Source organism: Massilia sp. (genome assembly GCF_032106685.1).
Taxonomy (GTDB): Bacteria; Pseudomonadota; Gammaproteobacteria; order Burkholderiales; family Burkholderiaceae_D; genus Telluria.
This window is the reverse complement of the sequence record NZ_DAMCPG010000062.1, coordinates 1-20930: the sequence shown is the minus strand read 5'-3', so window position 1 is coordinate 20930 and position 20930 is coordinate 1. Positions and strand designations below refer to the sequence as shown.

General features: G+C 67.7%; 16 protein-coding genes. 8 read left to right on the top strand and 8 right to left on the bottom strand.

Annotated features, from left to right (window positions below; translation table 11 throughout):
- Positions 1 to 292: 292 nt before the first annotated feature.
- On the bottom strand, positions 293 to 2686 hold the full coding sequence (gene metE, locus RT688_RS22310; protein ID WP_313707030.1) for a 5-methyltetrahydropteroyltriglutamate--homocysteine S-methyltransferase: 2394 nt from the start codon (positions 2684 to 2686) through the stop codon (positions 293 to 295).
- Between the two features lie 94 nt (positions 2687 to 2780).
- Here metE and RT688_RS22305 point away from each other — a divergent pair, with 94 nt between their 5' ends.
- Positions 2781 to 3707 (top strand): LysR family transcriptional regulator, encoded by a 927-nt coding sequence (locus RT688_RS22305; protein WP_313707029.1) that lies wholly within the window; start codon positions 2781 to 2783, stop codon positions 3705 to 3707.
- Positions 3708 to 3926: 219 nt separating this feature from the next.
- Here the strand turns inward: RT688_RS22305 and RT688_RS22300 are convergent, their stop codons facing one another.
- Together RT688_RS22300 and RT688_RS22295 are read right to left on the bottom strand one after the other, a co-directional pair.
- Positions 3927 to 4556 (bottom strand): hypothetical protein, encoded by a 630-nt coding sequence (locus tag RT688_RS22300; protein ID WP_313707028.1) that lies wholly within the window; start codon positions 4554 to 4556, stop codon positions 3927 to 3929.
- A 101-nt stretch (positions 4557 to 4657) separates the two neighbouring features.
- Positions 4658 to 5476, bottom strand: a complete 819-nt coding sequence (locus tag RT688_RS22295) for a PhzF family phenazine biosynthesis protein (RefSeq protein ID WP_313707027.1) — start codon at positions 5474 to 5476, stop codon at positions 4658 to 4660.
- 111 nt (positions 5477 to 5587) lie between these two features.
- On the opposite strand from RT688_RS22295, the gene RT688_RS22290 reads away from it, so the two are divergent.
- The 4 genes from RT688_RS22290 (at position 5588) to RT688_RS22275 (ending at position 9890) form a co-directional block, all read left to right on the top strand.
- On the top strand, positions 5588 to 8764 hold the full coding sequence (locus RT688_RS22290; RefSeq protein WP_313707026.1) for an error-prone DNA polymerase: 3177 nt from the start codon (positions 5588 to 5590) through the stop codon (positions 8762 to 8764).
- 201 nt (positions 8765 to 8965) lie between these two features.
- Complete coding sequence (locus tag RT688_RS22285) at positions 8966 to 9286, top strand: multidrug efflux SMR transporter (RefSeq protein ID WP_313707025.1); 321 nt, start codon at positions 8966 to 8968, stop codon at positions 9284 to 9286.
- Positions 9287 to 9357: 71 nt separating this feature from the next.
- The gene (locus RT688_RS22280) at positions 9358 to 9717 is read left to right on the top strand and encodes an NADH-quinone oxidoreductase subunit A (RefSeq protein WP_313707024.1); all 360 of its coding nucleotides are present in this window, start codon (positions 9358 to 9360) and stop codon (positions 9715 to 9717) included.
- Positions 9718 to 9734: 17 nt separating this feature from the next.
- Complete coding sequence (locus RT688_RS22275) at positions 9735 to 9890, top strand: hypothetical protein (RefSeq protein WP_313707023.1); 156 nt, start codon at positions 9735 to 9737, stop codon at positions 9888 to 9890.
- 25 nt (positions 9891 to 9915) lie between these two features.
- On the opposite strand, the gene RT688_RS22270 is transcribed toward RT688_RS22275, so the two are convergent.
- On the bottom strand, positions 9916 to 10962 hold the full coding sequence (locus RT688_RS22270) for a M48 family metallopeptidase (protein ID WP_313707022.1): 1047 nt from the start codon (positions 10960 to 10962) through the stop codon (positions 9916 to 9918).
- A 5-nt stretch (positions 10963 to 10967) separates the two neighbouring features.
- Positions 10968 to 12119: a YjgN family protein gene (locus RT688_RS22265; RefSeq protein ID WP_313707021.1), complete on the bottom strand. Its 1152-nt coding sequence runs from the start codon at positions 12117 to 12119 to the stop codon at positions 10968 to 10970.
- Between the two features lie 234 nt (positions 12120 to 12353).
- Here RT688_RS22265 and RT688_RS22260 point away from each other — a divergent pair, with 234 nt between their 5' ends.
- Both RT688_RS22260 and RT688_RS22255 read left to right on the top strand, forming a co-directional pair.
- Complete coding sequence (locus tag RT688_RS22260; RefSeq protein WP_313707020.1) at positions 12354 to 12728, top strand: hypothetical protein; 375 nt, start codon at positions 12354 to 12356, stop codon at positions 12726 to 12728.
- Positions 12729 to 12818: 90 nt separating this feature from the next.
- The gene (locus tag RT688_RS22255; protein ID WP_313707019.1) at positions 12819 to 13202 is read left to right on the top strand and encodes a hypothetical protein; all 384 of its coding nucleotides are present in this window, start codon (positions 12819 to 12821) and stop codon (positions 13200 to 13202) included.
- A gap of 32 nt (positions 13203 to 13234) precedes the next feature.
- On the opposite strand, the gene RT688_RS22250 is transcribed toward RT688_RS22255, so the two are convergent.
- From RT688_RS22250 to RT688_RS22240, 3 genes are read right to left on the bottom strand one after another with little or no spacing between them, the layout of a single operon-like run.
- Complete coding sequence (locus tag RT688_RS22250) at positions 13235 to 14176, bottom strand: hypothetical protein (protein WP_313707018.1); 942 nt, start codon at positions 14174 to 14176, stop codon at positions 13235 to 13237.
- Positions 14173 to 16506 (bottom strand): LTA synthase family protein, encoded by a 2334-nt coding sequence (locus tag RT688_RS22245; RefSeq protein WP_313707017.1) that lies wholly within the window; start codon positions 16504 to 16506, stop codon positions 14173 to 14175. Before RT688_RS22245 ends, RT688_RS22250 begins: the two co-directional genes overlap by 4 nt.
- A 2-nt stretch (positions 16507 to 16508) precedes the next feature.
- The gene (locus tag RT688_RS22240; RefSeq protein ID WP_313707016.1) at positions 16509 to 17777 is read right to left on the bottom strand and encodes a YaiO family outer membrane beta-barrel protein; all 1269 of its coding nucleotides are present in this window, start codon (positions 17775 to 17777) and stop codon (positions 16509 to 16511) included.
- Positions 17778 to 17912: 135 nt separating this feature from the next.
- Between RT688_RS22240 and RT688_RS22235 the strand changes: the two genes are divergently transcribed.
- The gene (locus tag RT688_RS22235) at positions 17913 to 20891 is read left to right on the top strand and encodes a type VI secretion system Vgr family protein (RefSeq protein ID WP_313707015.1); all 2979 of its coding nucleotides are present in this window, start codon (positions 17913 to 17915) and stop codon (positions 20889 to 20891) included.
- Positions 20892 to 20930 lie beyond the last annotated feature (39 nt).

The window sequence follows — 20930 nt, the reverse complement described above, 5'->3', positions numbered from 1 at the left end:
GGGTGGGTTCTTGAACCCACCCGGTCTCGCGGCGTGCATTGCGAACGGTCAAACCCTGTGATGGTGGGTTCGAGAACCCACCCTACGAGTGTCCATGCTGCGGTTTTGGTAGGGTGGACACCTGTGTCCACGCTGTCTCACGGCGTGCATGGAGACGACCCCTGATCCAATCGTATCGGCTGAGATGTAACGGGTTCGTAGGGTGGGTTCTTGAACCCACCCGGTCTCGCGGCGTGCATTGCGAACGGTCAAACCTTGTGATGGTGGGTTCGAGAACCCACCCTACAAAGGATCAAATCATCGCTCCGGCATCGTTCTCGGTGATTTTGCTGTCACGTATCACCGCGTGGGCACAGGTGCCCACCCTACGCAATACCTTCGCCGCCTCGACCATGTTGCGCAGCGCCGCGCGCGTCTCAGGCCAGGCGCGCGTCTTCAGGCCGCAATCGGGATTGACCCACAGCTGCGCCGGCGGGATCGCCGCGGCCGCCTTGCGCATCAGGCGCAGGATGTCGTCGACGGCGGGCACGCGCGGCGAGTGGATGTCGTAGACGCCCGGGCCGATCGCGTTCGGGTATGCAAAGTCGCCGAAACCGCGCAGCAGTTCCATGTCCGAGCGGCTGGTCTCGATGGTGATGACGTCGGCGTCCATCGCCGCGATCGCCGGCAGGATGTCGTTGAACTCGGCGTAGCACATGTGGGTGTGCAGCTGGGTGCTGTCGGCGATGTTCGAGGCCGCGATGCGGAAGGCGCGCGCGGCCCAGTCCAGGTAGTCGCGCCAGAGCGCGCGGCGCAGCGGCAGGCCTTCGCGCAGCGCCGGTTCGTCGATCTGGATGATGCCGATGCCGGCCGCCTCCAGGTCGCTCACTTCGTCGCGGATCGCCAGCGCGATCTGCAGCGCGGTCGTGGCGCGCGGCTGGTCGTCGCGCACGAACGACCATTGCAGGATGGTCACCGGGCCGGTCAGCATGCCTTTCACCGGACGCGTGGTGAGGCCCTGGGCATAGGCGCTCCAGGCCACCGTCATCGGCCTGGTGCGCGCCACGTCGCCGAACAGCACCGGCGGCTTCACGCAGCGCGAGCCGTAGGATTGCACCCAGCCGTTGGCCGTGAAGGCAAAGCCGTCGAGCTGCTCGCCGAAGTACTCGACCATGTCGTTGCGCTCGGCCTCGCCGTGCACCAGCACGTCGATGCCCAGCAGCTCCTGTTCGCGCACCGCTTGCTCGATCTCGCGCCGCATCGCCGCTTCGTAGTCGTCGCGCGCCAGGGCGCCGCGTTTGAAGGCGGCGCGCGCGGCGCGGATCGCCGGCGTCTGCGGGAACGAGCCGATGGTGGTGGTCGGGTAGAGCGGCAATTGGAAACGCGCTGCCTGCGCCGCCTGGCGCTGGGGGAAGGGACTGGCGCGGCGGTCGGCGTTCGGGGCCAGCGCGGCGAGGCGGCGGGCAACTTCGGGATTGCGCACGCGCGGGCTGGCGGCGCGCGCCTCGGCCGCGGCGCGCGAAGCGCACAGCTCGGTCCAGACGCTGCCGTCGCCTTCCACCAGCGCGTTGCGCAGGACCCGCAGCTCGTCGAGTTTCTCCTCGGCGCCGGCCAGCCAGCCGCGCAGTTCAAGGTCGAGGGCGGCGTCCTCGCGCAGCGACAGCGGCACGTGCAGCAGCGAGCAGGAAGGCGCGAGCCAGAGTTCGCCGCGGCGCTCGGCCAGCGGCCGCAGCCGGGCCAGCGCGCGGTCGAGGTCGGTGCGCCAGATGTTGCGGCCATCGACGATGCCGGCCGAGAGCACCTTGTTATCGGGCAGCCAGTCGGCCACCGCCTGCAGCTCGTGGGCGGCGCGCACGCCGTCGACGTGCACGCCGGCCACCGGCAATTTGCACGCCATGCTCAGTTGGCCTTCGAGTGGCGAAAAGTAGGTGGCCAGCAGCAGCGGGACCCCGCTTGTGGCCAACTGGTGGTAGGCGCGTTCGAAGGCGAGCAGCCAGGCGCCCGGCAGGTCCAGGCCGAGGATGGGCTCGTCCAGCTGGACCCAGGCCACGCCCGCGCGCTTCAGTTGCGCCAGCAGCTGGACGTAAACCGGCAGCAGGGTGTCGAGCAGGTCGAGCCGGTCGAGACCCTCGTCCTTCGCCTTGCCCAGCCAGAGGAAGGTGAGGGGGCCGAGCAGCGCCACCTTGGCCTGGTGGCCCAGCGCCTGCGCCTCGGCGACCTCGCCCAGCAGGCGTTGGGCGTCCAGCGCGAAGCGCGTGGCGCGGTCGAACTCGGGGACCAGGTAGTGGTAGTTGGTGTCGAACCACTTGGTCATTTCCAGTGCCGGCTTGCCCTCGCCGTGCCGGCCGCAGCAGGCGGCGCTGTCATGCCCGCCCTCGTGCGCGCGGCCGGATTCGCGGGCGACGCCGCGCGCCAGCGTGAAGTAGCGCGCCAGCGTCGACTCGCTGCCGTCGAAGCCGAAGCGCGCGGATTCGCAGCCGAACAGCTGGATGTGGTTGGCGACGTGGTCGTAGAAGGCGAAGTCGCCGACGGTGACGAAGTCGAGCCCGGCCTGCGCCTGCTGTTGCCAGTGGCGGGCGCGCAGGGCGGCGCCGACCGCTTCCAGTTCCATTTCGCTCTTCTCGCCGCGCCAGTGACCCTCGAGGGCGAACTTCAGTTCGCGTTGCAGGCCGATGCGTGGATAGCCGAGGGTATGAATTCTAATCATGATAATCTCAATTCGTATGAACAATGCTAAGATTGTCGTCAGAACTCGTGCATAATTCAAACGAATAAATTTTGAGAAAACGTGAAAAAAATTCATGGCGACTTCCATCCTTGAACTGCGCCACCTGCGCACCCTGCTGGCCCTGAAGGAAGCCGGCACCATTTCGCGCGCGGCGCAATTGCTGAACGTGACGCAATCGGCGCTGTCGCACCAGGTATTGGCGCTGGAGCGGCAATACGAGACCGGCCTGTTCGAACGCAAGTCGGCCCCGGTGGCCTTCACCGCGGCGGGCCAGCGCCTGCTGGCGCTGGCCGAGCAGGTCCTGCCGCTGGTCGGCGCGGCCGAGCGCGACCTGGCGCGCCTGGTCAGCAACGCCACCGGCAAGCTGCGCATCGCGGTCGAATGCCACACCTGCTTCGACTGGCTGATGCCCTCGATGGACGCGCTGCGCGCGCGCTGGCCGGAGGTCGAGCAGGACATCGTGTCGGGCTTCCATGCCGATCCGATCGGCCTCTTGCACCAGGACCGCGCCGAGGTGGCGATCGTGTCGGAGCTGGACGAGAGCGAGACCGAGGTCGACTTCCATCCGCTGTTCGAATTCGAGATGGTCGCGATCCTGCCGCTGAACCATCCTTATCTCGCCAAGCCGCACCTGACGGCCCAGGACTTCGCGACCCAGGCATTGATCACCTACCCGGTGCCGGACGACATGCTGGACCTGGTGCGGCAGGTGCTCAAGCCCGCCGGGGTCGAGCCGCCGCGGCGCACGACCGAGCTGACGGTCGGCATGCTGCAGCTGGTGGCGAGTGGACGCGGATTGGCCGCGCTGCCGCTGTGGGCGGTCAACGGCTACCTGGAGCGGGGCTATGTGGCGCGCCAGCGCATCGGGCCGGATGGCTTGACGGGGCGGCTGTATGCGGTGACGCCGAGGCGGCTGGCGGGCAATGCCTGTTTGCTTGATTTCGTGCAGGTGATGCGCGAGACCTCGCTGTTGTCCTTGCCGGGGATTAGCTTGCTGTAGATGCAGGCTTCGTGATGCGGCGCGTGGCTGCGCGCCTGGGTTGAACGCGTGGGCGGCGCGCATGCCGCGACGGCGCACCTGTTGAAGGTAGAGCCGCCCACCCTACGGCTTTGTAATGCGGTCCGGTAGTGCCGGCCCGGGTTGGACGCGTGGGCGGCGCACAGGCTGCGGGATCGCAGAGGCCAGGGTGGAGCCGCCCACCCTACGCCGCCCCTGTGCTCAGGGAGCGGGTGGACGGCAGGCGTTGGCGTAGGCCTGCTCGTAGGGCTTGTCGAAGCAGTTGACGAAGCCGTCGACGACGTCGATGTTGGGCGGCCAACGCATTTTCATCGTCTTGCCATCTTCCATGGGCATCTCGATGATGCCGTCTTTCAGGGGCGGCAGGCCTTTGTCGGTAGGGAAGGGGACTGCGGCAAGTTCTTGCCGCGCCTTGTCGAGGGCCGGGCGATCCCTGCGCAGGAAGGCAATGCTCGCGTCCACATACGCGTTCCATCCTCCTGCATCGGCCTGCGCTGGCCGGCGCGACTTTTTCATCAAATCGATTGCCGTCTCGGTCTGGCCGGCAAACGCGCGCACTTGCGCCTCGTGCCAGTACAGGATGCCGGCTTCGTTGCCATGCGCCTGGCGATAAGCGCGTATCAAATCCGCGGCGACCAGCTTGCAGCCCGGTTTTTCGGCGAGAGTACGCCAACCACCGTCGAGGTCCTGGTCGAATTGGTTCTCGTCGAGCGCCAGCAGGCGGGTGCGGTCGTGCTCGCAGCCGGCGGGCGCGGCGGCATGTGGAGGGGCCGCCTGGCTGGACGAGGCGAGGAGCGTGCAGCTCAGGATGAGAACAAGGCGCTTGGGCATGGCAGTCCGATGAGAGGAAAAGGCCTTGTACGATAGCAAACAATGTCAAAAAGAAACGCGCACATTGTCACCATGATGGAGCAGGGTGACCCGGCTTTCGTTCAGGCCGAAGCGACGCGGGTTGCCAGCCCGCCGACCAGCACCGTGTTAGCGTCCAGCGCGGTACGGATCAGGCAGTGGCGCCCGGTGGCGCGGCCCTGGCGCACCACCAGGCCGTGGCCGAGCGCGAGGGTGAGGGCGCCGGCCGCGACGCCGGTGGCGCTGTCTTCCAGGCCCGGCTCCAGGTGGTTGAAGTTGCGCCCCTCGACTTCGCCCTCGCCGCTGTTCTTGTCCGTCCTGCACCAGACGTAGCAGCCGTTCACGCCGACTTCCTTGCCCCAGACGTGGATCAGTGCCAGGTCCGGCGCCAGGCCGTACAGCGTGTCCACGTCGGCCACTTCCAGCAGCAGCTTGGGACTGCCGACCGAGGCCACACGCGGGGCGCTGGCCAGGGCCAGGTCGGGCGCGGCCAGCAGGCGCTCGGGCAGGAGGCCATGGATGTCCAACAGCGTCTCGGCCCGCGGCGCTTCCTGGCGCGCCAGCCGCACGAACACGTTGTCGCCATCGCGCGCGAGCAGCAGCGGCTGGCCATGCATCGCCGTCTTCACTCTCAAGGGCTGTGTCCCGTGGCGCTCGAACAGCAGCTGGGCCGCCGCCAGCGTGGCGTGCAGGCACAGCGGACTGCGCATGTGCGGATAGACGAAGTCGAGCACCGCCGCTGTATCGAGCCCGTCGCCCGGATCGAGGAAGACGCAGGTGAGGTTGCGCTCGCGCGCCAGCGCCCGGCGCCACCCCGGGTTGCCGTTGCCGCCCACGACGACGAGCGCCGGATTGCCTTCGCCGGGCTGCTCGCCGAAACAAACGAACTCATGAACTTGCATTGCTGGTCCTTGCCAAAGTGATCTCGTCAGTGATACTGTGTTTTTATGCAGTACTTTTGTGCGGTTTGCACGTTTTAATTTTTCTCAACTCATCTGCCAGCCGATCGACCGATGCCTTTGCCACCCGACCCATCGATGCAGGGCCTGCCCGACTATGCCGAGCTGTTCTGCCTCTCGAATTTCTCCTTCCTGCAAGGCGCGTCGCACGCCGAGGAGCTGGTCGAACGGGCGGTGCGGCTGGGGTATGCGGCGCTGGCGCTGACCGACGAGTGCTCGCTGGCCGGCGTGGTGCGCGCCCATGCCGAGGCGAAGAAGGCGGCGCTGCCCTTCGTCGTCGGCGCCCACTTCCACCTGAAGCAGCCCGACGGTAGTCCGGCCCTGTCGCTGATCCTGCTGGCGCAAAACCGCAATGGCTACGGCAACCTGTCCGAATTCATCACCCTGGGCCGCACGCGCAGCGAGAAGGGCAGCTACTTCCTCACGCCCGACGATATCAGCAATCCGCCAGGCGAGCTGGCGCACCTGAGAAGCATGCCCGGCTGCCTGGCGATCCTGCTGCCCGCCTATCCCGGCCACGACCGGGCCGGCGTCGACCGCCTGCACGCGCAGGCCGCCTGGATCGCCGCGCACTTCCCGGACCGCGCCTGGCTCGGCCTGACCCTGCTGCACCGCGCCTTCGACGAGGCGCACCGCCTGGCGGTGGAAGAGGTCGGCTGGCAGCACGGCCTGCCGATCGTCGCGCTGGGCCACGTGACGATGCACGTGCGTTCGCGCAAACCCCTGCAGGACACCCTCACCGCCACCCGCCTGGGCAGACCCGTGGCCGAATGCGGCTATGGCCTGGCGCAGAACGCCGAGCAGCACCTGCGCGCGCGCCTGCGCCTGGCGAACATCTATGCGAAGGAAGCGCTGAACGAGACGCTGCGTATCGCTTCCGCCTGCACCTTCTCGCTCGACGAACTGCGCTACGAATACCCGAACGAGGTGGTCCCGCCGGGCCAGAGCGCGAGCAGTTTCCTGCGCGCCGAAACCTATATCGGCGCGCACCGGCGCTTCCGCGAAGGCATCCCGGCCAGGGTGCAGGCCCAGATCGAGCACGAGCTGGCGCTCATCGCGGACATGCGGTACGAGCACTACTTCCTGACCGTCTACGACATCGTGCGCTTCGCCCGTTCGCAGGACATCCTGTGCCAGGGCCGCGGCTCGGCCGCCAATTCGGCGGTCTGTTACTGCCTGGGCATCACCGAGGTCGATCCGGCGCGGGCGAACCTGTTATTTGAACGCTTCATCTCGAAGGAGCGCAATGAGCCGCCGGACATCGACGTCGACTTCGAGCACCAGCGCCGCGAAGAGGTTATCCAGTACATCTACGCCAAGTACGGCCGCACCCGCGCCGCGCTGGCCGCGGTGGTGATCAGCTACCGCCCCAAAAGCGCCCTGCGCGACAGCGGCCGCGCGCTCGGCATCGACCTCGCCATCATCGAGAAGGTCTGCAAGAACCACCACTGGTTCGACAGCAAGGCCGACCTCTTGAACCGCCTGGCCGAGAGCGGCCTCGATCCGGAAGCGCCGCTGTCGCGCCAGTGGGCGACCCTGGCGCAGCAGTTGCTGAATTTTCCGCGCCACCTGTCGCAGCACCCGGGCGGCTTCGTCATCGCGCAGGGCAAGCTTTCTCGCCTGGTGCCGATCGAGAACGCGGCCATGCCTGACCGCAGCGTCATCCAGTGGGACAAGAACGACCTCGAGGAACTGGGCCTGATGAAGGTCGACGTGCTGGCGCTGGGCATGCTGTCGATGCTGCGCCGCGCGCTGGCCCTGGTCAGCCTGCGCCACGACATGCCCTTCGAGATGCAGGACATCCCGCCCGACGACCAGGCCACCTACGACATGATCTGCGCCGCCGATACCGTGGGCGTGTTCCAGATCGAGTCGCGCGCCCAGATGAGCATGCTGCCGCGGATGAAGCCGCGCGTGTTCTACGACCTCGTGATCGAAGTGGCGGTGGTGCGGCCTGGCCCGATCCAGGGCGGCATGGTCCACCCCTACCTGCGCCGGCGCCAGGGCCTCGAACCCGTCGTATACCCGAGCGAGGAGATGAAGATCGCCCTGGAGCGCACGCTGGGCGTGCCGATCTTCCAGGAACAGGTGATGCAGGTGGCGATCCTCGGCGCCGGCTTCTCGCCGGGCGAGGCCGACCAGCTGCGGCGCGCGATGGCGGCCTGGAAGCGCAAGGGCGGGCTGGAGCAGTATTACGGGCGCATCGTGCGCGGCATGCTGGAGCGCGGCTACGACCTGGCGTTTGCCGAGCAGATCTTCAGCCAGATCCAGGGCTTCGGCGAATACGGCTTTCCCGAGTCGCACGCGGCCAGCTTCGCGCTGCTGGCCTATGCCAGTTCCTGGATCAAGTGCCACGAGCCGGCGGCTTTCCTGTGCGCGCTGCTCAACAGCCAGCCGATGGGTTTCTACAGCCCCTCGCAACTGGTGCAGGACGCCCAGCGCCACGGCATCGAGGTGCGTCCGGCCGACGTCAACATCAGCGGCTGGGAGTCGACCCTCGAGGAACTGCACGACCGCACGCGCCAGCCGGCGGTGCGCCTGGGCCTGTCCCTGCAGCGCGGCATGCGTATCGAGGCCGCCATGCGCATCGAGGAAGCGCGCGCGATCCGGCCCTTCGAGAGCGTGGCCGACCTGGCGAGAAGGGCGGGGCTGGATCGGGCCGACCTGCAGGTGCTGGCCGGCGCCAACGCCCTGCGCTCGCTGGCCGGACACCGGCGCGAGGCGCTGTGGCAGGCGGTGGGCGCGGTGCCGGACAAGGACCTGCTGCGCCCGACCTCGGTGGCCGAAGAGATGCCGGCGCTGGCCGCGCCGTCCGAGGGCGACGAGATCGTTGGCGACTACCGCGCGCAAGGCCTGACCCTGGGCCGCCATCCGCTGGCGCTGCTGAGGAAGCAGTTGCTGGCGCAGCGCTTCATGCCGGCATCCGTACTGAACGAATACGCCGACGGCCGGCTGGCGCGCGGCTGCGGCCTCGTCACCGTGCGCCAGCGCCCGGGCACGGCGAAGGGCGTGCTGTTCATCACCCTCGAAGACGAAACCGGGAACGTCAACGTCATCGTCTGGCCCGACCTGGTCGAGCAGCAGCGGCGCGAAGTGCTGGGCGCGAACCTGCTCGGCGTCTACGGCGTCTGGCAGAGCGAAGGACAAGTGCGGCACCTGGTCGCCAAGCGGCTGGTCGACATGTCGCACCTGCTGGGAAGGCTGACGACGAACAGCCGGGATTTCTGCTGACGGCAAGACCCGCCGGCGGCGGGCCGGGCCAGGGCGGGCAGGCTGGCCGCTTCCCGGCGCGTTGACCCTGCCGGTTTTGTTTCCTATAATCCCAGGCATCCACATGCGCCTGGTTTTCCCGGGCGCCTTCAGGAGGACGACCTCCCCCTCATCAAGGGCAACTGCATCGGGACGACCCGCTCTGTTCTACAGGAGTGTGTCATGGCCTGGATACTGCTTGTGCTTGCTGGAATTCTCGAGGTCGCCTGGGCCTATTCGATGAAGCTGTCGGAAGGCTTTTCCAGACCCATCCCCACCGTTCTCACGCTCGTCCTGATGACAGCCAGTTTTGGCTTGCTGTCGTTCTCGATGCGCACCCTGCCGCTCGGCACCGCCTACACGATCTGGACCGGCATCGGCGCCGTCGGCGCCTTCATCGTCGGCATCGCCGTCCTCGGCGAACAGCTGACGCCGCTGCGCGTCATCGCGGCCGTCCTGATCGTCAGCGGCCTGGTTCTCATGAAGCTTTCCAGTTCCTCCTGAGGCAAGGGCGGTCGTCGCCCTGCGTCCTTGCCCAGCGCAATCTTTTTCATCAACCACCTGGTACTGTCACTATGAATCTCGAAGCCTATTTCCCAGTTCTGCTGTTTATCCTGATCGGCGCGGCGGTCGGCGTTCTTCCCCAGGTGCTCGGCCGGGTGCTGGGGCCGCACAAGCCGGACGCGCAGAAGCTGTCCCAGTACGAATGCGGCTTCGAGGCCTTCGGCGATGCGCGGATGCGCTTCGACATCCGCTACTACCTGGTGGCCATCCTGTTCATCGTGTTCGACCTGGAAGTCGTTTTCTTCTTCCCCTGGGCCGCCGCCTACAGGGAGATCGGCCTGCTCGGTTTCTGGGCCGGCATGGTCTTCCTGGCCATCCTGACGGTGGGGCTGGCCTACGAATGGAAAAAAGGCGCCATGGATTGGGAATGAGTTAGCAGGAGCCCGGCATGGCAAGCTTGCAGTTCATTAATCTGATCATGGCGCTCGGCCTGGGCGTGGCGGCTTTACAGGAAGCGCGCCAGGGGAACCGGTCCCTGTCCAATGGGCTGCTCGGGCTCGCCATCGTCGCCGCTGTCTTCAGCATCGGCCAGCTCGTCGCTTGAAGCGGCTTCTTCCGGCGCGTCCCGCCTACTCGCCGGCGGCTTCGCGCAGGCGTTCGGCGCGCTCCTCGCTCAGCGGATGGCTGGACATGAAGGACTCCGCCGCTTCCCAGATCCAGCCCGGGGCTTCCTTGCGGTCTTCCTCCTCCGGTCCATACTCCATGCGCTCGAACAGGTCGGCCAGGGGGAGCGTGGAAATGCCGTTCCTGCGCAGCAGCGCGATGGCGTAGTCGTCCGCTTCCGCTTCCATCTCGCGCGAGTAGCTCAGGCCGGCGAGCACGCCGGGCAGGGCGGCGACGGCGCTGAAGTCCCCGAACAGGCTGGCGCTCAGGGCCGCCGCCAGCGAGGAGCCGGCGAGGATACGCGTGCCGTGGCGCAGGCGCACGTGGCCGATCTCGTGCGCCAGCACGCCGGCCAGCTGCGCGGCCTCGGTTTCGCCGATCGCGCCGCGCTTGCCGACCACGAGCCGCACCATGAGGTCGGACATGATGATGGTGCCGTCGGGCAGGGCAACCGCGTTGGCGCCGAACGCTTTGACGTCGTGGATCAGCAGGCGGACCGGCACGTCGGGCGGCGCGACGCGGCGCATGAGCTGCTGGACCTCGGCCAGCCATTCGTCGCTCAGGCGGCTCTGGCGCAGCACGCCGCTGGCGCGCAAGGCATCGACGGCGCTCTCGCCGAGCGAGCGGTCGACCGATGGCGGCAGCTCGTCCGCGATCTTTTTTGCGGCCGTCGGTATGCCCCAGAAGGTCGTGACGAGGACGAGCGCCACCAGCAGCACCAGCGCCGCCAGCACGGACCAGGTATGGGCGGTCAGCCGCACCGCCCGCGAGGCACGGTAGCCCAGCGCCGCGCGCAGCATGCGGCCGGCCTCGGGCTCGTCCACCTCGCAGCGTGCGCCGTCCGGGAAGTACAGCACCGTCGGCGTGCCTTCGAAGGGCTCGGCAACGCGGGTGTCGCCGCAGGCGTAGCGGCGGTCGATGGCGCCCACGAGCGTGATGGCGCCGCCGGCGACGCCCAGGGCCACCTCGTGACGGCGCGCGCTGCGTCCGTCGAAAAAGTATGCGGTCGTCATGGCGCTCACCAGGACAGGTCGAGGCCGACGAAGTCGGCGGCGCCGTCGCCCGCCGCGCCGCCGCCCGCCGTGACGCGCGAGACGACGTGGTCGAAGCCCTCGTCGACGTCGAGCGCCAGGTGGTCCAGGCGGTAGCGGTAGGCGCTGACCACCGCGAACGGCCGGTACAGGCCGAGGGTAAGCAGGGTCAGGGCCAGGTTCTTCAGTTGCAGGCGCGCGAAATCGCGCGCCGACAGGTTCGAGACCAGGCGCACGCCGGGAAAGGACGTGTGACGCAGGCACAGGTTCATGACGCGCACCTGCTGGTAAGGGCCCAGCAGGACATAGGCCATCAGGGCCATCCCCCCTCCCACGATCAGTCCGATGGCCACCGCGGCGCTCCGGACCGGCATCAGCGCGCCCAGCGGCATCGCCACGACACCGGCCAGGAAGGCGACGATCACGATCGAGGTGGCCAGCAGGGAGCCGCGCACGTAGATGCTGAAGAACCCGGGCACGGTCAGCGCGTTGCTGGACGCCTGGTCGCCATAGGCCACGTAGCCGTACTGGTAGTGCTTCATCCAGGCGTACATGAGCGGCCAGCCGAGGTAGAGCAGCCAGGCCACCGTTACCCAGGGCGTTTCGCCGTACACCGCCACCAGCACGCCGGGCAGAAGGAAGACGGCGATCGGCGCCAGGTAGACCCGGTAAGCCATCGGCGCCGATCCCGAGAAATGGAAATGCAGGCCGCGGTAGCTGGTATTGCCGAGGCGAAAACGCAGGGCGCCGCGGATCAGCCAGGGCAGGGAAGCGAGCAGCATGGCAATGGTCGCCAGTCCGGCCGTGAGCGAGATGCCGAACGCGTAGTGATAGGCCACCAGCAGCAGCACCGCCAGCACCCTGCCGCGCAGGATGGCCTTCGGGTTGCCGTGGAAGTCGAAGCGCGCGCCCGCCAGCGTGGTGTTCCGGTCGAAGTATTGCAGCCTGCGCACTTTGGCCCAGGCCGAGTAGATGCCGAGGCTGGCCAGGGTCAGCAGCAGGTTGACGACCCAGATGCGGAAATATTCGCGTCCGCTGCCGGTGAAGGCGAAGCGCAGCGTGCGCGCGGCAGGAGGATCCTCTGCGGGCGCAGTCGTGTCGATCGGGAACGCGCCAGCCGCGGCGGCAACATCATGCATGACATCTTGTAAATGAAAAATGGCAACCAGCAATGTCGCCGGTTTGTGGTCTGCCTGTCAATGCCTTTTCGCCGCCAGGCTGCCGCGTAAGCTGCGCTGCATGGCGCAGGCGACAAACCGTTGCGGCGTTGCACACGCGGCCGCGGGCGTGTTGCCTTTTGCCGACGCGGCAGACCGAATCATCCGCCGCCTGTCCTATACTGAATCTTCTTCCGTTCACACCAGGAGATTGCCATGAAAGCGATTCATCCTGTCTTTGCAGCACTGGGCGTCGCGCTCGTGCTGTCCAGCGCCAGCGCGCCGGCCCAGACGCTCAAGAAAGTCGATGGCGTGCTGGCCGACGCCGCCGGCATGACGGTCTATACCTTCGACAAGGACAAGGCCGGTTCCGGAAAAAGCGCCTGCAACGGCGAATGCGCGAAGATGTGGCCGCCGGTGCCCGTCACCGGCGATAGCGTCACCTCGCCGTATTCGGTCGTCACGCGCGACGACGGCGCCAAGCAGCTGGCCTACAAGGGCAAGCCGCTCTACCTGTTCGCCAAGGACGCCAAGCCCGGCGAGCGCAAGGGCGACAAGATGAAGGACGTCTGGCACGTGGTGACCGACTGAGCCGGCCAGGGGCGGCGCGGCTTATCGTGTGCCGCGGGACGGAGCAGGAGCGTACAGTGCGCGAATCACTTCCGCTGCGAGGAGACGCGCATGTTCAGCCCTGAAGACTTCGCCCGGCTGCAGTTCCTGGTCGGCCGCTGGAAAGGCCATAGCGCCGACGGCAAGGAGTTCTACGAGGAATACGGGCGGCCCGCGCCGGACGTGTTCCAGTCGCACCGCTACGCCAGCGCGGCCTTCGACGGGCGCAGCGAGGGCAGCACCATCTCGTTCAAGGATGGCGAGGTGATCTCGCAGTGGGGGGAGTTCACCTGGAAGGCCGCGAGCATCGGCAACGACGGCGCCGTGTTCGAGCCGGTCAGCGCGCCCGCCCGTTTCGAGTGGCGCCGGATCGACGACGCGACCCTGGAAGCCTGCCAGCGCTGGACCGCCGAGGGCAAGGAGCAGCAGCATACGGTGCGGCTGACCCGGGTCTGAGGCGGTACGGGATCACGGCCTGCGGCACGACCTCAGGGCGCCAGCCCCAGCCACTTGCGGTACGACCCGTAATGGTGGATCACGAAGCCGCCGAAGGGCTGCATCGCGCCCACGCTTTGCGCCGTCACGCCCAGTTCGCGTTCCAGGTCCGCTTCCTTCAGGTGGTGGAAGGACACCTTCTTGATCGCGTTCGGCAGCGTTTCCACGCCGATCAGCACGCGGCGCTCGATCCGTTCGGCGTAGCGCAGCTCATCCATCGCATGGCTGACGATGCCGTCGCCGCCCAGCGCGCGGTCGCGGTAGTCCATCAGCGCCACGTAGTCGTAGATGTCCTGCACGTGCTGGCTGACCGGTTTGCGCTGGCCCTTCCATTCGATGAACAGGCCATCCAGCCAGAACGGGATCGCCGGGCCCATCGGCAGCGCCTGGCCCGAGGCCCGCTTCGCCTGCATGAGCGCGTCCGACAGCGCCACGAACTCGGCCAGCAGCGCCATCTTGCGGGTCGCCCATTCGTCCAGGATGTGCGGCTCGATATCGACGTTGATGCCGTCGAAGCGTTCCTCGGGCGCGGCCGTCTTGTTGTAGTCGAGGACGCGCTGCAGCATGGCGAGGGCTTCCTTGCGGTGCTGCGGCAGCACGTAGCGCTCGGTGTGCAGGTAGCCGGAGCCGAGCAGGGCATAGGCCTTCATGCCGGAGGCGTGCAGGCGCCGGATCAGGCGCCGGTAGAGCTGGGGCTGCGCGACGATCAGGTTGCGCCGGTCGAAGGCGTCGGCGTACAGGAACACCGTGTCGATTCCCTTTTCCTGCAGGAAGCCGATCGCGCGGCCGGCCGCGGCCGGGTCCTCGAGCATCGCGTACGAATCCTCTTCCCAGGTCCAGATCGCGCGCGGGCCGATGCGCTCGGCGGCCTGGGCGCAGCATGCGGCGGCGGCGATCAGTGGCGCTGCGAGCAGCGTGGCGAGCAGGCGTTTCACAGGCGCGTCTCCACGTGGTACTGGCCGACGCCGACCGGGCGGCCGGTGGCCGGGTGCGACGGCAGGACGGAAACGAAATAACTGCCCGGCGCCACCTTGTCCAGGCGGGGGCGCAGCCTGACGGTGCGCGACTCGCCGGGGCCGAGGGTCAGCGCCGGCGCGACGGTCTCGTTCAGTTCCAGTGCGTGCTCGTTGGTGATGACGAGCAGCGGCACGAAGTCCGGCGAAGCGTGGGCGCCGTGGTTGGTGAAGGTCGCCTCGAACTCGGCCTCCTTGCCGCCGGGGACGCGGCGCAGCCCGCTGACGCCGACGTCGCCCGCGCTGACGGCCAGGGCCGTGCCGCGCAGCGTGCGCTCGCCTCCGTAGGCGGCCAGTTCCACCTTGGCGGCGGGCAGCAGGGCCGCGCTGCGCCCGGCGGTGCCGTTCGCCTGCAAGAAGTCGCGGAACTGGGCCTGGGCCCGCGCCAGCGCACCGGCGTCGGCATTGCGGTCGGTCTGCATGCCGTCGCCCAGCGTGTACAGCTGCCCCTGGGCCAGGTAGGCGGTGCCGGAGACGAAGTCGCTCATCTCGGTCTTGGTCTGCTTCAGCGGAATCGCGTGCAGGTTGCGGAACGACTGTTCGGTGTCCAGCCCGGTGCCGATCCAGCTCACTTCCTTTGGCGACTTCAGGCCGTGGTTATTGGACAGGTAGGCCAGCAGCGAGGGCGCGATGTCGAACTGCGAGGAGACCGACTTGATCGCGCGCGGCGCCTTCAGGAGCGGCGAGTAGACGATCAGCGGCACGTGGTAGCGCTCGATGCGCGTGTCCATCGGCAGCTCGGGCAGGCGGTGGTCGCCGGTGATCACGAAGATCGTGTTCTCGTAGCCAGGCAGCTTCTGCGCGCGCTCGAAGAACAGGCGCAGCGCGTCGTCGGTGTAGAGGATGCTGGCGAAGATGTCGCGCCCGTTCTCGTGGATCGGCGTGCGCGCCAGCTTCAGTTCGGCCAGGCGCGCGTCGACGCGGCGCAGGTAGTCGTCCTTGCCGGGGAAGGTGAAAGGACTGTGCATACTGGTGGTCTGGAGAATGCTCACGAAAGGCCCTGCCGGCGCCTGCGCTTCGCGCGCCAGCGCCACCTCCACCAGGTCGCGGTCGGCGTAGCCCCAGTCGTTGCTGCGCTTGTATGGCGGGCCGAAATCCTTTTCGCTGACCAGGGTGTCGACGCCCTGGCGGCGCAGGAACAGGCCCTCGTTGTCGAACTCCAGGTTCGAGCCGGAATAAAAGCGCAGGCGGTAGTCCTGGCTTTTCAGCACCGTCAGCAGCGATTCGTGGCGCGGCAGTTTGTCGCCGAGCGCGGCCAGGCCGTTCTCGCCGAAGGGCAGGGAGCCGAACACCGTGGTCAGCACGCCGAAGGTGCGGCCCTGGCCGGACAGGAAGTTCTCGAAATACAGGCTTTTGCCGGCCAGCTCGTCGAGGAAGGGCGTGAAGCTGCCCAGGCGCGCACCCGGGCCGGAGAAGCTGCGGCCCAGGCCTTCGACGATGACGAAGACCAGGTTCGGCGGCGGCGCGCCGGGGCGCGCGTCGAACAGCGGGCCGAGCGTATCGGGCGTGCGTTCGATATGCGCGAAGGGATGGGCCGGGTCGCTGCCCGACCACGGCGTCTGCGCCCTGGCGTGCGGCGCGGCGGCATCGGCATCCGGCGCGCGCAGCTGGGCCAGGTTGCTGTCGATGAAAAAGGCGGTCTTGTTCAGCAGGTATTCAGCGTCGGCGTCGCTGCGCGCGACCGGCGGCATGAAACGCTGCGGCAGCAGGACGAAGCCGGCCAGGCTGGCGGCCAGGAAGACGGCGGCGGTGCGGGCCGGGGCGCGCGGCCACCAGTCGCGCAGCGTCAGCGCCAGGAATAGCCACAGCACGGCCAGCGCGGCCGGCGCGGCCACGCCCAGCAGGGGGCTGAGCTGGAAGCCGCCGGCCACGGTCGACTTCACTTCGTCGCCCGAATAGGCGAACAAATCGGCGCCGAGCGGCACGCCCGAGATCCAGTGGTATTGCAGCAGCGCCGCATGCGCCAGCAGCAGCACGCTCCAGACCAGGCCGAGCAGGACGGTGCGCCAGCGGCGCGAAGGGACCAGGGCCAGCGGCAGCGCGCCGAGCAGGAAGACGAAGCCGAAGCGCAGCAGCGACAGCAGGTCGTTGCCGAGGCTGGCGCCGAACAGGCTCGATTGCGCCACGCCGGCGCCGCTGGCGTGGATCGCTTCGGCGATGCGCAGGCAGAGCCAGGCCAGCACCAGGGCCGGCAGGGCCTCGCAGGCAAAGGCGAGCGCGCGCCCGAGGCGCTCGAACATCGTGCGCTGCACGCTTACCACCGGCGGTACAGGCCGATCGAGACGCCGCGTTCGCGCGCGTCGCCACTGTCGCGCGAGAAGCTGGCGCCGACCTTTGTGCCCCAGTCGCCCGACCAGTAGCGTACCCAGGTCAGGCTGCCGCCGCCCGAGCGCGCGCGGCCGCCGGCCAGCGACAGCGGATCGTCGCTGCGGCCGCGGTTGGCCGTCGCCTCGAGATAGCTGTCGGCGTCGCCGGCGTAGTAGTAGCGCGCCATCAGGCGGTCGCCGCTGCTGTGCGAACCTTCGGACACGATGTTCTGGTGGCGCAGCTGGATGTACCAGTTGCCGACGTACTTGGCGACGGTGGCGCCGTAGATGTTCACGCGCGAATCGAAGCCGAGCACGTCGTCGCTGAGCGACACTTCCCAGCCGCTGCCGAGCGACTGCCAGATCTCGACCCGGCCCGAATTCCCGGGGAAGAGGCGGGCGGCCGGCGCACGCTGGTAGCGCAGGTTGGCATAGGCGCCCGGCCACAGGTCGGCGTAGGCGTCGAGCGCCCAGGCATAGCCGCTCTGGTCGAAGCGGTGCGCGCGCAGGGTCTCGAAGCCGATCGAGCCGCGCTGCATGTAGTGGCGCACGCTGGCCGTCTGGTCGTTCCAGCGCGGGCCGCTGCCCACGTCCGTCCAGCTGCCCGACAAACTGGCCGCCCAGGCATAGCCGGCAGCCAGCGTCGCTTCCGGGTTGCCGGCGCGCGGCTGCGGCGACTGGGGCGCAAGCGGCGCCGCAAGCGGGGCCGCCACCAGGGCCGCATCGAAGGCGTCGATCTCGGCCGCGTTGCCGCCGACGCTACGCGCCTTGGCCAGGTCGGCACGGGCCTCCGCGATGCGGCCGGCGGCGCGCCAGGCGCGCGCACGCGCCAGCCAGCCGGCCGCGTCGTCCGGCCGCAGCGCGACCAGGCGGCTGTAGGCGGCGATGGCCTGCTCGGGCTGGTCATGCCACTGGTGCATGTTGCCCAGCGCGAGCCAGACGTCGGCGTAGTCCGGCGAGGCCTTGGCCGCCGCTTCCAGGTCGGCCTGGGCCTCGGCCCAGCGGTCCAGGCGCGTGTAGGCGATGCCGCGCCCCAGCAGCACGTCGACGTTGCCGGGCGAGCGCACCAGCAGGGCGTCGTAGGCGGCCACGGCGAGCGCCGGCTGGCCGCCATTGGCCAGCGCGCGGGCCTGTTCGTACTGCTCGTCGAAGGAAGCGTTGGTGGCGGGCTGGATCTGTGCGGTGGACTGCGGAGGAGGCTGGAAATCGATGGGCATTGGCTGCGAAAAAAATGAAAGCGGAAGGTATCGGCACGGCGCGCACTGCCATAGGGACAGTGCCATGGCGCAACTCTGCCCGAGCGCCGGGAGAGCGTCAAGACGCCGACGCTGCGATGAGGCGCGAGGTGTCGCGTGGCGTCCTCAAACGTGGTCAGGGTGTATAGGGAAATTGCCAAAGTAGAAAGCTACAACGCTTTTCCGCTCTCGCGCGTTGCAGCGTTTCTTGATGGGAGGTTTTCACGTCAGATCGTCACCAGCCAGCTGGCGTTGATACAAATCAACAATTACTTTCCGCACTCCCGCACCATTCCAATGGTTAACACCATCGACTGCTTCGATGGCGAACTCCTGCTGCCACTGGAATCCATCATGCATTCTCCACACCTTCATGCACTGCATCGGGAACTCACCGATGCGAACCGTCCGATCCGCCTGCGCCTGTCGGGCGAAGACGGACCGCTTGCCGCCCGCCTGCTGGTCAAGCATGTCAAAGGCCGGGCAAGCATCTGCGGCGGGTTCGAGTATCGCCTGTTATGCGTCGCGTCCCAGGCCGGGTTGCCGCTCAAGCGTTTCATCGCGACGGCGGCCGAACTTCAGTTCGTGACCGACCGCGGGAACCTGCATTCGGTCTGCGGAATCGTGGCGCAGGCGGCCGAAGGCGAGAGCGATGGCGGCCTGGCAAGCTATCAGTTGGTCATCCGCGACGCGCTGTCGCTGATGGAAATGCGCACCAATACGCGCATTTTCCGGCAGGCCAGCGAGCTCGACATCACCCGCATCCTGCTGCGGGAATGGTTGCAGAAAAACCCGGTCCTGGCGCGCTTCTTCGATTTCAGGCTGCTGGTGCGCGCTTCGTCCGAGCCACGCGAATTCACCATGCAATACAACGAATCCGATGCTGCATTCCTGCGTCGCCTGTGGAAACGGCGCGGCTTGGGATGGTCCTTCGAACCAGGCGAGCCGACGCGGCACGACGCCGTGCGTGGCCATCGGCTGGTGTTGTTCGACGATTCGCAATCCCTTGCGCGAAGCCCGGCCGGAACGGTGCGTTATCACCGCGACGACGCGACCGAAGCCCGCGACAGCATTACCGCATGGCACGCAGTGCGCTCGCTGACTGCCGGGAGCGTGACGCGCCATAGCTGGGATTATAAGCAGTCATCGGCAAGCGAGATGGCGATCCCGGGCCAGCACGACCAGGGAGAATACGGAAACAGGTTCGCCGCGAACCTGGACGAGTACCTGGTCGACCCGCCCCACGCGGGTAATAACGCGGCTGATTTCCGCTCCTTGGCCACCCTGCGCATGCAGCACCGCGAATACGAGTCCAAGCATTTCGAGGCCGAGAGCGGAGTGCGCGACCTGGATGCCGGGCAGTGGATCGCCGTGGAAGGGCACGCGGAACTCGACGCGCATACCGCCGAGGAGCGCGAATTCGTGGTGACCGAGCTGCAGGTCGACGCCGAAAACAACCTGCCAAAATCGCTGAACGACCGCATCGTGCGCCTGTTCACGCTGAACAAGTGGCGCCAGCCCGACGATGGCCTGGAACGCGCGAGTGCCGAACGCGGAGCGCGCTACACGAACCGGTTCAGTTGCGTGCGGCGCACCATTCCCATCGTGCCCGCCTTCGACCCGCGTGTCGATTTGCCGAATGCGCAGGTGCAGAGCGTGATGGTGGTGACGCCGGGGGACGAGGAAGTGCATTGCGACCAGCAGGGCCGGGTCAAGGTGCGCTTTCCTGCTTGCCGCCCCGGCGACCACGCGCATGCCCAGGGCGCAGGCGCATCCGATAGCGACACCGACTCGGCCTGGATCCGCGTCTCGAGTTCCTGGGCCGGCAGCCATTACGGCGCGATCTCGTTGCCGCGCGCTGGCGACGAGTGCCTCGTCTCCTTCCTCGGAGGCGACCCGGACCGGCCCGTGATCACGGGCCGCGTGCATGGAGGCCGCACGCCGCCGCCTGATTTCACGCACTCGGGCAGCTTGCCGGGCAACCGCTTCCTGTCGGGGATCAAGAGCCGCGAGGTGAAGGGTCAGCGCTACAACCAGCTGCGCCTGGACGACACGCCCGGCCAGATCAGCGCCCAGCTGGCGAGCGAACATGGGCACAGCCAGCTCAACCTCGGCCACTTGCGGCATCCGCGCCGCGACGGGGATGCTAGCGCGCGGGGCGAGGGTGCCGAGTTGCGCAGCGACGAGCACGTGGCCGTGCGCGCGGCCAAGGGCATGCTGCTAACGGCATGGCAGCGCCTGAACGCGGTCGACAGCCAGCTGGCCCGCGCCGAGTTCCTGTCGCTGATGGAGCAGTGCCTGGAGCAATGCCGCAGCCTGGGGAACTACGCGGCCGAGCACCAGGCCTTGCCGCTCGACGCGGAACCGCTCGGCGACATGCGGTCGCAGTTGAACGACTGGGAACACGGCAGCAATACCGCGCCCGAAGGCCAGGGCGGCGGCAAGGCCCTGATCGGCGTCACGGCGCCCGAGGGCATCAGCTTCGCCACGCCGAAGGCGATCGTCAGCTATGCCGGCACCAACCTCGACAACGTGGCGCAACAGCACATCCAGCTGACCGCCGGACAGCGCTTCAACCTCAATGCGGGGCAGGGCGTCTCGCTGTTTTCTCACCACGGCGGGATCCGGGCGATTGCCCATCACGGCAAGTTCCTGCTGCAGAGCCAGCACGACGACACCGAAATCAACGCCGCCAACAACGTCAAGCTCACCGCCACCGACGGCATGATCATCCTGATGGCCAAGGAAATCCAGATCATTGCCGAGGACGGTTCCTTCATCAAGGTCGGCGGCGGCATTACGCTCGGCACGAAAGGCGACATCAGCCACCAGGCAGCGAACTTCCCGTTCGATGGTCCGGCAACGATGGCGGCCGAGTTCCCGACCTTCGAGAGCGGCAGCCCCGACCAGAAATTCGTCCTGAAGTACGGCGGTCATGGCGAGGACGCCGTGCCCGCCGCCAACCGCCGCTTCGAGATCGAGATGAGCGACGGCAGCACCTTGACAGGCGTCAGCGACGCCGCCGGCAAGACCGGGTTGCTCGAGCGCGAGGCGATGCATATCGCGCGCATCCGCATTCTCACCGACGAACAGTAAGGAGGCAGGACATGCTGTATCCACGGGAACCCTATTGCA